The 12,997-nt window shown below is 58.1% G+C and carries 15 protein-coding genes; 9 read left to right on the forward strand and 6 right to left on the reverse strand.

Going from position 1 to position 12,997, the window contains the following annotated elements:
• Positions 1-420 precede the first annotated feature (420 nt).
• Both FJU30_RS05080 and cutC read left to right on the forward strand, forming a co-directional pair.
• On the forward strand, positions 421-987 hold the full coding sequence (locus tag FJU30_RS05080) for a VOC family protein (RefSeq protein WP_150433909.1): 567 nt from the start codon (positions 421-423) through the stop codon (positions 985-987).
• 365 nt (positions 988-1,352) lie between these two features.
• Positions 1,353-2,099 carry a copper homeostasis protein CutC gene (gene cutC, locus FJU30_RS05085; RefSeq protein ID WP_150433910.1) on the forward strand — a complete coding sequence of 249 codons (747 nt, stop codon included), beginning with the start codon at positions 1,353-1,355 and terminating at the stop codon, positions 2,097-2,099.
• An 82-nt stretch (positions 2,100-2,181) separates the two neighbouring features.
• On the opposite strand, the gene cmoB is transcribed toward cutC, so the two are convergent.
• The 4 genes from cmoB to FJU30_RS05105 all read right to left on the reverse strand — a co-directional run bounded on the left by cmoB (position 2,182) and on the right by FJU30_RS05105 (position 5,399).
• Positions 2,182-3,153, reverse strand: a complete 972-nt coding sequence (cmoB, locus tag FJU30_RS05090; protein ID WP_150433911.1) for a tRNA 5-methoxyuridine(34)/uridine 5-oxyacetic acid(34) synthase CmoB — start codon at positions 3,151-3,153, stop codon at positions 2,182-2,184.
• Positions 3,150-3,893, reverse strand: coding sequence for a carboxy-S-adenosyl-L-methionine synthase CmoA (gene cmoA / locus FJU30_RS05095; RefSeq protein ID WP_150433912.1), 744 nt, complete (start codon positions 3,891-3,893; stop codon positions 3,150-3,152). Before cmoA ends, cmoB begins: the two co-directional genes overlap by 4 nt.
• Before the next feature lie 143 nt (positions 3,894-4,036).
• A complete protein-coding gene (locus tag FJU30_RS05100; RefSeq protein ID WP_150433913.1) occupies positions 4,037-4,432 on the reverse strand; it encodes an MAPEG family protein in 396 nt (131 codons plus the stop codon).
• 151 nt (positions 4,433-4,583) lie between these two features.
• Entirely contained in the window at positions 4,584-5,399 is an 816-nt protein-coding gene (locus FJU30_RS05105) for a DUF72 domain-containing protein (protein WP_150433914.1), read from the reverse strand.
• A 165-nt stretch (positions 5,400-5,564) separates the two neighbouring features.
• On the opposite strand from FJU30_RS05105, the gene FJU30_RS05110 reads away from it, so the two are divergent.
• The 7 genes from FJU30_RS05110 to ruvB all read left to right on the forward strand — a co-directional run bounded on the left by FJU30_RS05110 (position 5,565) and on the right by ruvB (position 11,442).
• Positions 5,565-5,858, forward strand: coding sequence for a hypothetical protein (locus tag FJU30_RS05110; protein WP_150433915.1), 294 nt, complete (start codon positions 5,565-5,567; stop codon positions 5,856-5,858).
• Between the two features lie 12 nt (positions 5,859-5,870).
• On the forward strand, positions 5,871-7,664 hold the full coding sequence (gene aspS / locus FJU30_RS05115; RefSeq protein WP_150433916.1) for an aspartate--tRNA ligase: 1,794 nt from the start codon (positions 5,871-5,873) through the stop codon (positions 7,662-7,664).
• Positions 7,665-8,108, forward strand: coding sequence for a dihydroneopterin triphosphate diphosphatase (nudB, locus tag FJU30_RS05120; RefSeq protein ID WP_150433917.1), 444 nt, complete (start codon positions 7,665-7,667; stop codon positions 8,106-8,108). It abuts the gene before it with no gap.
• 23 nt (positions 8,109-8,131) lie between these two features.
• Positions 8,132-8,875 (forward strand): YebC/PmpR family DNA-binding transcriptional regulator, encoded by a 744-nt coding sequence (locus tag FJU30_RS05125; protein ID WP_150433918.1) that lies wholly within the window; start codon positions 8,132-8,134, stop codon positions 8,873-8,875.
• 296 nt (positions 8,876-9,171) lie between these two features.
• Positions 9,172-9,693 (forward strand): crossover junction endodeoxyribonuclease RuvC, encoded by a 522-nt coding sequence (gene ruvC / locus FJU30_RS05130; RefSeq protein WP_150433919.1) that lies wholly within the window; start codon positions 9,172-9,174, stop codon positions 9,691-9,693.
• Positions 9,694-9,814: 121 nt separating this feature from the next.
• Entirely contained in the window at positions 9,815-10,429 is a 615-nt protein-coding gene (ruvA, locus tag FJU30_RS05135; protein ID WP_150433920.1) for a Holliday junction branch migration protein RuvA, read from the forward strand.
• Positions 10,430-10,437: 8 nt separating this feature from the next.
• Positions 10,438-11,442 carry a Holliday junction branch migration DNA helicase RuvB gene (gene ruvB / locus FJU30_RS05140; RefSeq protein ID WP_150433921.1) on the forward strand — a complete coding sequence of 335 codons (1,005 nt, stop codon included), beginning with the start codon at positions 10,438-10,440 and terminating at the stop codon, positions 11,440-11,442.
• Positions 11,443-11,451: 9 nt separating this feature from the next.
• On the opposite strand, the gene znuB is transcribed toward ruvB, so the two are convergent.
• Both znuB and znuC read right to left on the reverse strand, forming a co-directional pair.
• Positions 11,452-12,237, reverse strand: a complete 786-nt coding sequence (gene znuB, locus FJU30_RS05145) for a zinc ABC transporter permease subunit ZnuB (protein ID WP_150433922.1) — start codon at positions 12,235-12,237, stop codon at positions 11,452-11,454.
• Positions 12,234-12,992 (reverse strand): zinc ABC transporter ATP-binding protein ZnuC, encoded by a 759-nt coding sequence (znuC, locus tag FJU30_RS05150; RefSeq protein WP_150433923.1) that lies wholly within the window; start codon positions 12,990-12,992, stop codon positions 12,234-12,236. Before znuC ends, znuB begins: the two co-directional genes overlap by 4 nt.
• Positions 12,993-12,997: the final 5 nt, after the last annotated feature.

Genomic DNA, 12,997 nt, shown 5'->3' on the forward strand with positions numbered 1-12,997 from the left:
TGCGGAGGCAATAATGAACGTTTAGCGTTTTTTTGTTCGTCGATTAATGCCTATGCGGTTATTATTCCGCGTATGTAAATGACGGGCGATAGCATAAATAGCCACAGCGATGAGTATGACGGATATAATTAATAAGGCCATAATTCATATCTCAGATTTCGCACAGTAATCCAGGATAACCTGGTTTTGGCGTTTCTTCAATTGACGGGACTCTTTTTCAGATAACTCCAGATAATTGAATTTATTTTTCATTGGAATTAAACGTTTGTGAACGGAAAAATGACGGTATGCGTCGTGTTTAAATTTATTTTCTTTAATAATCAATTGAGTTTAATACAGGTAAATAACACCAGGATTAATCCGGTTTATTTATGTTGACGCGCTCAGCGCCACGTCCTGTGGGACTTATCAGGGATAACTATGTCGAATAGGCAAGAATTGGCGCTTTCACCGGCTCTGTCCGCCGATCTGCGGCGTTTTGAACAACAACTTCTGGCGCTGGCCACGCGGCTGGGGATCTCGCTGGCCGATTTCAACGCCGATCATATTTCGCTGCGTTGTCATCAGTATAGTACCGCCGAACAGTGGCGACAGCAGCTGTCGCTGCTGGGGGAGTGCCTGTCGGAAAAGACGATCAACGGTCGCCCCATTTGTCTGTTTGAATTGCGGCGGCCGCTGGTCGTCGGCCCGCTGCACATTAGCTGCGTGGAGCTGCCGTGGCCGGGAAAAAAACATTACCCGCATGAAGGCTGGCAGCACATTGAGCTGGTCCTGGACGGCGATCCGCAAACGTTGCATCAACGCGCGCTGGACTGCCTGAGCGATGAAGCGCTGCGCGCGCCGGATATTAGTCTGAAATGCAGCGCCCCGCGCGGCGAGAATGAGCGGCTGGCCAATCCGACGCTGGCGGTGACCGACGGCAAAGCAGAGATTAAATTTCATCCTTATGATATCCGCGCCGTCATCGCCAGTGAACGGGCATCATAAAAAGACTGATGCATCAATGTGCAATCGTGCGTTTTAGTCTCTTTGCGTCGGCGACGGAAAACGTTGTCTGTGACTCATGTCGCCTAATATTCTCCGTTGGAATGCCATAGTGATACTCGTTCACGTTGCAGATACGTTAGAGGCGTTTAATTATTCGACCGCTCCCTGGTTTATGTCGGCGGCGGGGATTCGCCCCGGCCGTCGAATACGCGTTGCCGGACTCATTTGTTTACCAACGCTCTGCAACCTGAACGCTATTGGGTCTCTCACTTATTTCTGTTAGCGCGAAAAGCCTGCTTTCGCTGGCCGTCGGGCGTGTTTTTGTTTTTCTCCGGTCGTGCGCGGCCGTTAGTCAAGGGGTGGTTATGCCAAAACTGGAAGTGTGTTGCTACAGCGTGGAGTGCGCGCTGACGGCCGAGCGGTCGGGAGCCGACCGGGTTGAGCTGTGCGCCGGCCAGCGAGAAGGGGGATTAACGCCGTCCTGCGGCGCGTTGAAAATGGCGCGTGAACAGGTATCGATACCGGTCCATCCTATTGTGCGCCCGCGCGGCGGTGATTTTTGCTACAGCGATGCGGAGTTTAATACCATTAAATATGACGTGGCGCAGATCCGCGCCATGGGGTTTGCCGGCGTGGTGGTGGGGATGCTGGACGACGAGGGGCATATCGATATTCCGCGCATGCGGCAGATTATGCAGTTATGCGACGGTCTTTCGGTCACGTTTCATCGCGCGTTCGATATGTGCCTGAACCCGCGTCTGGCGCTGGAACAACTGACCGATCTGGGCGTGGCCCGCATTCTGACCTCCGGCCAGCAGGCCAGCGCCGAGACCGGTCTGCCGCTCCTGCGCGAACTGACTCAGCTCAGTCGCGGGCCGGTCATCATGGCCGGCGCCGGCGTGCGGCTGACCAATCTGCGCAAATTTCAGCAGATTGGTATCCGTGAACTGCACAGTTCCGCCGGCCAGTGGCTGCCTTCGGCAATGCGCTATTGCAAAATCGGCGTCACCATGTGCGCCGATGCGGATGCGGATGAGTTTAGTTACTACCGGGTGGACGGCGATGTGGTCGCCGCGATGAAACAGGCGCTGAATACCGATTATGCCCTATAACCGATGCGGCGAACGCGCGGGCTGTATGCGATGCGCGTTCGCCGTCATTGCCGGCGAGCCGGTCGGTCATTGCCGGTCGGGATTACGGTTTGCGGGCGATCAGCACTGCGCGCTGCGGCGCCGGGTAGCCTTCGCGCGTTTTGCCTGGGTCGTCCGGATCAAGGAAGTCGGCCAGCGATTCGCTGCGCATCCAGTCGGTGCGGCGTTGCTCTTCGCAACGGGTCGGGCACAGATCGACCACGCGGATATCGACAAAACCGCACTTTTCCAGCCAGCGGGTCAGGGCGGCGGGCGACGGAATGAAATACACGTTGCGCATTTGCGCATAGCGTTCGCCTGGCACCAGAACCTGGTGTTCATCGCCGTCCACCACCAGCGTTTCCAGAATCAGTTCGCCGTCCGGCACCAGTTGATTTTTCAGTTGCCACAGATGATCGAGCGGCGAGCGGCGGTGATACAGCACGCCCATGGAAAATACGCTGTCGAAGGCGGCCAGATCCGGCAATTGTTCAATGCCCAGCGGCAGAACGTGCGCGCGCTGGTCGCCGCCCAGTAGTTTGCGCACCGCCTCGAACTGGCACAGGAACAGTTGCATCGGGTCGATTCCGACCGCCAACTGCGCGCCTTCTCCCACCATTCGCCACAGGTGATAGCCGCTGCCGCAGCCGACGTCGAGAATGGTGCGTCCCTGCAGCGGGCTGATATGCGGCGCCACTCGCTGCCATTTCCAGTCCGAACGCCATTCGGTATCGATGTTAACGCCGTACAGCGAGAAGGGCCCTTTGCGCCAGGGCATAAGATTGCGCAGCAGCTGTTCAATGCCGGCGCGCTGTCCGGCGCCGATATCCTGCGTCATAGCGGCCGTAACGCCGTGGGTTAAATCCAGCCGGTCCGGCGTTAGCGCCGGCAGATGGTCCAGCGTGTTGAACCACAGCCTGAATTTACCGTGCAGCGACTCCTGCTGCCAGGCGCTGAGCTGCGCGGGCAGCGTGTTCAGCCAGTGGCTGAGCGGGCCTTTGGCTATCAACTGATAAAAATCGCCAAAATCGATCACGCCGCCTCCCGCGCTTTAAGCGCCAGCAGCGAACCGAAATTAAAACACTGGAACCAGAGCTCGCCGTGGGTGAAGCCCGCCGCGCGCAGCCGGTTTTTATGCGTGGCGACGGAGTCGGTCAGCATGACGTTTTCCAGCATGCTGCGCTTCTGGCTGATCTCCAGCTCGCTGTAGCCGTTGGCCCGTTTGAAATCGAGGTGCATATTGAACAGCAGTTCGTCGACCTGCGCGTCGTCGAAGCTAAACTTCTCCGACAGCACCAGCGCGCCGCCCGGCCGCAAGCCGGCGAAAATCCGGTTCAGCAATAGCTGGCGATGGTCCGGCGCCAGAAATTGCAGTGTGAAATTCAGCACCACCAGTGAGGCGTTGTGGATATCAATATCCAGGATATCGGCTTCGATAATGTCCACCGGCGTGTCGGAACGGAATGCGTCGAGATGGCGGCGGCAGCGCTCAATCATGGCCGGAGAGTTATCGACGGCGATAATTTTACAGCCTGCGACCTGGATATTGCGCCGCACGGAGAGCGTGGCCGCCCCGAGCGAACATCCCAGATCGTAAACCTGGCTATCGGGCTGAACAAAGCGCTCAGCCAGCATTCCAATCATGGAAATAATGTTTGAATAGCCGGGAACCGAACGCTGGATCATATCGGGGAAGACTTCAGCGACCCGTTCATCAAAGGTCCAGTCGCCCAGGCTGGCAATGGGCGCAGAAAAAAGCATATCGCGATTTGGCATGACAGAAGATACGACGGTCAACAAAGGAAAGGGCGTATTCTAGCAGAGATTAGCCTGATAAAGCATGCGCGCATCGACGCGCGAGGTACGGCGATGCGTCACGCAGTGCCTTGACGATCGCCGGCCGGAAACAGGATGCCGCTTTAGCCGAGGGTAAACACCAGTTCCCAGGGCAGGTAGTACAGGTTTGCCAGCACCATCAGAATCAGGGAAACGTAGGTGGACGTCATCCCCATGCGGCGCCAGCGAAATTCTCGCTGCCGCAGACCATAATAATGAAACAGGCGCCCGACTATCAGCAAAATGCCGCACAGGTGGATCATAATCACCATGGCGCCATTCATTTCCATCAGCACCAGCAGAATAGCGCCAATCGGGATGTACTCGACCGCATTGCCGTGCACGCGAATCGCCGTCTGCAGTTCGTAAAATCCGCCATCGCCATACGCCACCCGGTACTGCATTCTGAGTTTTACCACATCCAGCGATAACTTAACTAATAACAATGCTCCGAGCACGATATAGAGTGCGCTTACCATTTTTAACTCCGTTGCCCTGACCAGAACAGGCATGCGAAATGATAGCCGTACTGCATCAGACTGTCGCCTGAAATGCCTGATTTTTTTATCTGAAATTGATGACGTAATTCGGTTGGTTATAAAAAACAGGACTATTGCGGCGGCGTGAGGGTCAGAAAAGCGAATTTTGCTGCGGCCAGTCCGGCGCATCCGGCATCGACGGGTCAGATTCCGTCAGCAGCGGCCACAGCGCCTGCGCGAGCTGCGGCGCGTCGCCAATGTCCGGCGTATGAATAAACAGAAACGGGCTGCCGGCCAGCCAGCGCGTCAGCTTTGCCCGCCACGGCTGGAACCAGCGCAGGTTGTCGTGCAGATTTTCATTGCCGATAAAGCGAATCAGCGGCTGGTTGGCGGTCAGCACGGCATGGACCGGCAGACGCGGCTTTTTGCGTTGCGCTTCCCGCATGGCCGGGCTATCCGGCAGAGCATGATGAACCGGCCGACTGTCCAGGATTACCCGGTTGATGCCGCGTTGATGCAATCCCTGGTTGAGCGCGCGTTCGTCATCGCCTTTAGCGAAAAAGCGCGCGTGGCGCACCTCCACGCCGTAGCTAAACGCCTGCGGCAGCGCATCGGTAAAACGCCACAGGTCATTTAGCTGCGCGGGACCAAAGGCCGCCGGCAACTGCAGCCAAATCTGGCCGATGCGCGCGCTGAGCGGCGCCAGACAGCGGAAAAACTGCTGTAGTTCGCGATCGCAGTGGCGCAGCGCCGCCTGATGGCTAATCGCCGACGGGAATTTAAAACAAAAGCGGAAGTCGTCGTGAGTCATGTCGCGCCAGCGCAGGACCAGTTCCGGCGAGGGCAGCGCGTAAAACGTGGTGTTGCCTTCAACGCAGTTAAAATAGCGCGCGTAATCACCGAGATCGCGTAACCCAAGGCGATGCCAGGCGGCGTGCTGCCACTGCGGTAATCCGACGTATAACATAACGCTTTATTTTTTCAGGATAAAAGGAGACCAATTCTATCTGCCGGCCTGGATGATTGCAACGTGAGGTAACCGACCGACCATTGAATCAGTATAGCGCGCCGCATACGCGGCGGATTTTTCTTTTTCATCGCGCCATCGTTAATTTATCGTGCCGGAGTCGACGTGATTTTATCCACGCGATGCATGAAATGCAGCCTGTGGGAAACAAAAGGTGCGATAGCTGTTAGTATTTCATTAACCTCGCCGCGTATTTATGCAAAAGCGTGTTTAGCGACGCAGCACTGCGCAACCTTCTCCCTTATCGTCGGGCTGAATTTCCTTTATAATAGCCGCCTTTTTTCATTGGCAGTTATCCAGAAAAAACCATGCCGCAAAATAAACCTGCATGCTGTTGCCCGCCTGGCTGTCCGGGGCAGCAGCGGGCCGGCGGACAGATGCGGCAGAGTAGCAGAGTAAAAGGACATCGTGATGCGTACTGAATATTGCGGACAACTGAATTTGTCCCACGTGGGCCAGGAAGTGACATTGTGCGGTTGGGTTAACCGTCGCCGCGATCTGGGTGGTTTGATTTTTATCGACATGCGCGATCGTGAAGGACTGGTACAGGTGTTTTTTGACCCCGATCGTCAGGACGCATTTAAACTGGCATCTGAACTGCGAAATGAGTTCTGTATTCAGATCACCGGCAGCGTGCGTGCGCGTCCAGACAGCCAGCGTAATACCGAGATGTCCACCGGCGAGGTGGAAGTGTTCGCCAGCGCGTTGACCATTATTAACCGCTCGGAGCCGCTGCCGCTGGATTCAAACCAGACCAACACGGAAGAAGCGCGACTGAAATACCGTTATCTGGATTTACGCCGGCCGGAAATGGCCTCTCGCCTGAAGGCGCGAGCGCGCATCACCAGCTTTGTGCGGCGCTTTATGGACAGCCACGGTTTTCTGGATATTGAAACCCCGATGCTGACCAAAGCCACGCCGGAAGGCGCGCGCGACTATCTGGTTCCCAGCCGCGTGCACAAAGGTAAGTTTTACGCGCTGCCGCAGTCGCCGCAGCTGTTCAAACAGCTGTTGATGATGTCCGGCTTCGATCGCTACTATCAGATCGTTAAATGTTTCCGTGATGAAGACCTGCGCGCCGATCGCCAGCCGGAATTTACCCAGATCGATGTGGAAACCTCCTTTATGACCGCGCCGCAGGTGCGTGAAGTGATGGAAAAACTGGCGCACGATCTGTGGCTGGAGATCAAGGGCGTGGATCTGGGGGCGTTCCCGATCATGACGTTTGCCGAAGCGATGCGCCGTTTCGGCTCCGATAAACCGGATCTGCGTAATCCGCTGGAGCTGGTGGATGTCGCCGATCTGGTTAAAGCGGTGGAGTTTAAGGTGTTCGCGGGGCCGGCTAACGATGCCAAAGGCCGGGTGGCGACGATTCGCGTGCCGGGCGGCGCGCAGCTGACGCGTAAACAGATCGACGAATACGGCAAGTTCGTCGAGATTTATGGCGCCAAAGGTTTGGCCTGGATGAAAGTTAACGCGCGCGCCAACGGTCTGGAGGGCGTGCAGAGTCCTATCGCCAAATTTCTCAGCGCGGAAGTGCTGGAGGCGATTCTGCAGCGTACGGCGGCGCAGGATGGCGATATTCTGTTCTTTGGCGCGGACAGCGCGAAAGTCGTCACCGACGCGCTGGGCGCGTTGCGCCTGAAACTGGGACGCGATCTGCAACTGACGCAGGAAGACCGCTGGGCGCCGCTGTGGGTGGTGGATTTCCCGATGTTCGAGGATGACGGCGAGGGCGGCCTGACGGCGATGCACCATCCGTTTACCGCGCCGCGCGATATGACGCCGGCCGAACTGGCCGCGGATCCCGCCAGCGCGATTGCCAACGCCTATGACATGGTGGTTAACGGCTACGAAGTGGGCGGCGGTTCGGTACGTATTCATAATGGCGAAATGCAGCAGACGGTGTTCGGCATTCTGGGTATTAACCAGCAGGAGCAGCAGGAAAAATTCGGCTTCCTGCTGGATGCGCTGAAGTTTGGTACGCCGCCGCATGCCGGTCTGGCGTTCGGTCTCGATCGCCTGGTGATGCTGCTGACCGGCACCGACAATATTCGCGACGTGATTGCTTTCCCCAAAACCACCGCCGCCGCGTGTCTGATGACGGAAGCGCCGAATTTCGCCAATCCGACTTCGCTGTCCGAGCTGTCTATCGCCGTGGTGCGCAAAGGGACGACGTCGGACGATCAGGACGAGAAAAAATAAATGGGTTATAAGCGACCGGTCTCTGTTCTGGTGGTGATCTACGCCAAAGACAGCGGCCGGGTGCTGATGCTTCAACGGCGCGACGATCCGGATTTCTGGCAATCGGTAACCGGTAGTCTGGAAGAGGGGGAAAGCGCGCCGCTTGCCGCACAGCGCGAAGTAAAGGAAGAAGTAAACATCGACATCGCGGCGGAGTCGCTCTCTTTGTTTGACTGCCAGCGCTGTGTGGAATTTGAGCTATTTGCTCATCTGAGACATCGCTATGCCCCGGGCGTTACGCACAACACCGAGTCCTGGTTTTGTCTGGCGCTGCCTGAGGAGCGTGAGGTGATCCTGACGGAGCATCTCGCCTGGCAGTGGCTGGACGCGCCGCAGGCGGCGCAGTTAACCAAGTCCTGGAGTAACCGGCAGGCGATTGAGGAATTTGTTGTTTATCCGGCCTGAACAGGCTTTTTTCGGAGATTTTTATGGCAGGTCATAGTAAGTGGGCCAATACCAAACACCGTAAGGCGGCGCAGGATTCCAAGCGCGGCAAAATTTTCACCAAGATCATTCGCGAGCTGGTGACGGCCGCGCGGCTGGGCGGGGGCGACCCGGGGTCCAACCCGCGTCTGCGCGCGGCGATCGACAAGGCGCTGTCTAACAACATGACGCGCGATACGCTGAATCGGGCGATTGCGCGCGGCGTGGGCGGTGATGACGACAACAATATGGAAACCATCATCTACGAAGGTTACGGCCCCGGCGGTACGGCGGTAATGGTGGAATGCCTGAGCGACAACCGTAACCGTACGGTATCCGAAGTGCGTCACGCGTTCACCAAGAGCGGCGGCAACCTGGGCACCGACGGTTCCGTGGCCTATCTGTTCAGCAAAAAGGGCGTGATCTCCTATGCGCCGGGTCTGGATGAAGATACGGTGATGGATGCGGCGCTGGAAGCCGGCGCGGACGATGTCGTCAGCTATGACGATGGCGCCATCGATGTCTTCACGCCGTGGGAAACCTTTGGCGAAGTGAAGGACGCGCTGGATGCCGCCGGTCTGGTGGCCGAAGCCGCCGAAGTTTCCATGATTCCGTCCACCAAAGCGGATATGGATGCCGAAACGGCGCCGAAGCTGATGCGTCTGATCGACATGCTGGAAGATTGCGACGACGTGCAGGAAGTTTACCATAACGGTGAAATTTCCGACGAAATCGCCGAGATGCTGTAATCCCGGCTATTGCGGGCTTACCGATCGACGTCGTCTGCAGTTTGAATGGCCCGGCAGGGCTATTCAAACCGCTGGCGCCGTTCTTCACTATCGGTGGGCGAGCCGGGAAGGGCGTTCCGGCGCGAGCCGACAAATTTGCCGGAAGCAAATTTGAACGGCATTTGCGTTGGTGCGCCGTGAGCGCGGGGGGAGCGCCGCGTCCCCCGGCGCGCGGGTCGGGTATCCCGGCTTCAGCGGCGACCTTGCCGGCAATCTGATTCTTTTCTGTACGCTACTTACGGGGCGATGATCGCGTTATGGCAATAATTTTAGGCATCGATCCCGGCTCGCGTGTAACCGGCTACGGCATTATTCGCCAGCAGGGCAGGCTGTTGACCTATCTGGGCAGCGGCTGCATTCGTACCGTGGTGGACGATTTACCTTCCAGACTGAAGTTGATCTATGCCGGCGTCAGCGAAATCATCACCCAGTTTAAGCCGGAGTTTTTCGCCATTGAACAGGTATTTATGGCGAAAAATGCCGACTCCGCATTAAAACTGGGTCAGGCGCGCGGCGCGGCGATTGTCGCCGCCGTCAATCAGGACCTGCCGGTATTTGAATATGCCGCTCGTCAGGTTAAGCAAACGGTGGTCGGCAACGGCGCGGCGGAAAAGGTTCAGGTGCAGCACATGGTGCGTACGCTGCTGAAACTGTCGGCCAACCCGCAGGCCGATGCGGCGGACGCGCTGGCTATCGCCATCACCCATTGCCACCTGTGCCAGAATGCGGCGCGCGTCAGTATCGAGCGGCCTAATCAGGTGCGCGGGCGGTTGCGTTAATCCGCAGACGGCGCCGCACGATAAAGCCGCGTTCGCTACCAGGCTGGATATCCGTCCAGCCTTTTTTATGTTATAAGCTATAGCACCCTTCTTCACTGATAATTCAAAAAGGAAGATAAGCGTGATAGGTCGTCTCCGAGGCATTATCCTGGAAAAACAGCCGCCGCAGGTACTCATCGAGTCCGCTGGCGTGGGCTATGAAGTGCATATGCCGATGACGTGCTTTTACGAGCTGCCGGAAATTGGGCAGGAAGCCATTATTTTCACTCATTTTGTCGTGCGCGAGGATGCGCAACTGCTGTTCGGCTTTAATAATAAGCAGGAGCGCGCGCTGTTTCGCGAACTGATTAAGGTCAACGGCGTCGGGCCGAAGCTGGCGCTGGCCATTCTGTCGGGCATGTCGGCGCAGCAGTTCGTCAGCGCGGTCGAACGGCAGGAGATCGGCGCGTTGATCAAACTGCCGGGCGTGGGTAAAAAAACCGCCGAGCGTCTGGTGGTGGAGATGAAGGACCGCTTTAAAGGTCTGAACGGCGATCTGTTTAATTCCGCCATCGATATTCCGCTGAGCGCGGCGCAGGCGGCGCAGAATGACAGCGACCCGGAAAGCGAAGCGGCGGCGGCGCTGGTGGCGTTGGGTTATAAACCGCAGGACGCCAGCCGAATGATTGGCAAAGTCGCGCTTCCGGGGGCAGACTGTGAAACGCTGATCCGTAACGCATTGCGTGCTGTGCTGTGAGGTAGACCATGATTGAAGCTGACCGTTTGATCTCGCCCGGCGTGATCCCCGAAGAAGAAGTTATCGACCGGGCTATCAGACCGAAACTGCTGACTGAATACGTCGGCCAGCCGCAGGTGCGCGAGCAGATGGAAATCTTTATCCAGGCGGCTCGCCAGCGCGGCGACGCGCTGGATCACCTGCTGATTTTTGGTCCTCCGGGGCTGGGTAAGACCACGCTGGCGAATATCGTCGCCAATGAAATGGGCGTTAATCTGCGCACCACCTCCGGCCCGGTGCTGGAAAAAGCCGGCGATCTGGCCGCGCTGCTGACCAATCTCGAACCGCACGACGTTCTGTTTATCGATGAAATCCACCGATTATCGCCGGTGGTGGAAGAAGTGCTGTACCCGGCGATGGAAGATTATCAGCTGGATATTATGATCGGCGAAGGGCCGGCGGCGCGTTCGATTAAGCTCGATTTACCGCCGTTTACTCTGATTGGCGCCACCACCCGCGCCGGCTCGCTGACCTCGCCGCTGCGCGACCGCTTCGGCATCGTTCAGCGGCTGGAGTTTTATCAGGTGGCCGATTTGCAGCACATCGTCGGCCGCAGCGCGCAGTGCCTGGGGTTATCGCTGACGCCGGACGGCGCGCTGGAAGTGGCGCGCCGCTCGCGCGGCACGCCGCGTATCGCCAACCGCCTGCTGCGCCGCGTGCGCGACTTTTCCGAAGTGCGTTCCGACGGCGCGATCACTTCGGAAGTGGCGACTCAGGCGCTGGATATGCTGGCCGTGGACAGTCAGGGGTTTGACTACATGGACCGCAAGCTGCTGCTGGCGATTATCGATAAATTTATGGGCGGGCCGGTCGGGCTGGATAATCTGGCGGCGGCGATTGGCGAAGAGCGTGAAACGATTGAGGACGTGCTGGAACCCTACCTGATTCAGCAGGGTTTTGTACAGCGCACGCCGCGCGGCCGCATGGCGACGCAGCATGCTTATCGCCACTTCGGACTGACCCGGCCCGAATAAGCGCCGGCCTCAGGCCGGCTGTTTTTTTACCAGACTGACGATAAACAGCAGCGAGGCGCACAGCACCACGGAAGGGCCGGCGGGCGTGTTGTAGCCGGCGGAAAAGATCAGCCCGCCGGTGACCGCCAGCATCCCTGTCAGTATCGCCAGACCGGCCATCTGTTCCGGCGTGCGCGCAAAGCGGCGCGCGGTGGCTGCCGGGATAATCAGCAGCGACGTAATAATCAATGCGCCGACGAACTTCATCGCCAGACCGATGGTCAACGCGGTAATCATCATCAGCAACAGCTTTACCCGCTGCAGATGCACGCCATCCACATGCGCCAGCTCCGGGCTGATGGTCATGGAGAGCAAGGCGCGCCACTGCCATTTCAGCGTGGCGACCACTACCAGCACGCCGCCGCCGATAAACCACAGATCCTGCGGCGTAACCGACAGCAGATCGCCAAACAGATAGGCCATCAGATCGACCCGGACATTATCCATCAGGCTGACCACCACCAGACCGAGCGACAGCGCGCTGTGCGCCATGATGCCCAGCAGCGTATCTATCGCCAGGTAAGGGCGTCGCTCCAGCCAGACCAGCCCCAGCGCCAGCAGCAGCGTGACCGCGATAACCGCATAGAACAGATTGACGTTCAGCAGCAAGCCGAAGGCCACGCCGAGCAGCGAAGCGTGCGCCAGCGTGTCGCCAAAGTAGGACATGCGGCGCCAGACCACAAACGAGCCCAGCGGGCCGGCGGCGATCGCCAGCAGGATACCCGCCAGCCAGCCGGGAAACAGCAGTTCAATCACGCGTCGTTACCTCCCTTGCGTCGCAGAATAATACGTCCGTTTAAATCGTGACGGTGATTATGATGATGACGGTAGATCGCCAGCTGTTCCGCGCCGCGCTGGCCGAACATCGCCAGAAATTCCGGGTGGATTGATACCACTTCGGGCGTACCGGAACAGCAGATATGTTGGTTCAGGCACAACACCTCGTCCGTTTTGGCCATCACCAGATGCAAATCGTGGGACACCATTAGCACGCCGCAGTCGAACTCCTGACGCAGCTGGTTGATCAGGTCATACAGCGCCAGCTGACCATTGACGTCGACCCCCTGAGTGGGTTCATCCAGCACCAGCAACTGCGGCCGGTTCAGCAGCGCGCGCGCCAGCAGTACGCGCTGGTTTTCGCCGCCCGACAGTTTTTGCATCGGCTGACGCAGCAGGTGCGCGGCCTGCACCCGCTTCAGCGCCGGCAGAATATCCTGCTGACGCACGCCGGGGCGCAGCGTCATAAAACGTTCCACGCTGAGCGGCAACGTCGCGTCAAGATGGAGCTTTTGCGGCACATAGCCGATACGCAGCCCCGGGGCGCGCGTCAGGGTGCCGGCAGTGGGGGCGAGCAGGCCCAGCACGATGCGCACCAGCGTGGATTTACCCGCCCCGTTGGGGCCGAGCAGCGTCAGAATGCGGCCGGACTGTAGCGTCAGCGAAATATCCGACAACACCTTGCGGCCATCGAAGGCGGCGGAAACCTGACTTAATGTAACAAGAGTGGACATAGAAT

The organism is Affinibrenneria salicis (genome assembly GCF_008710095.1).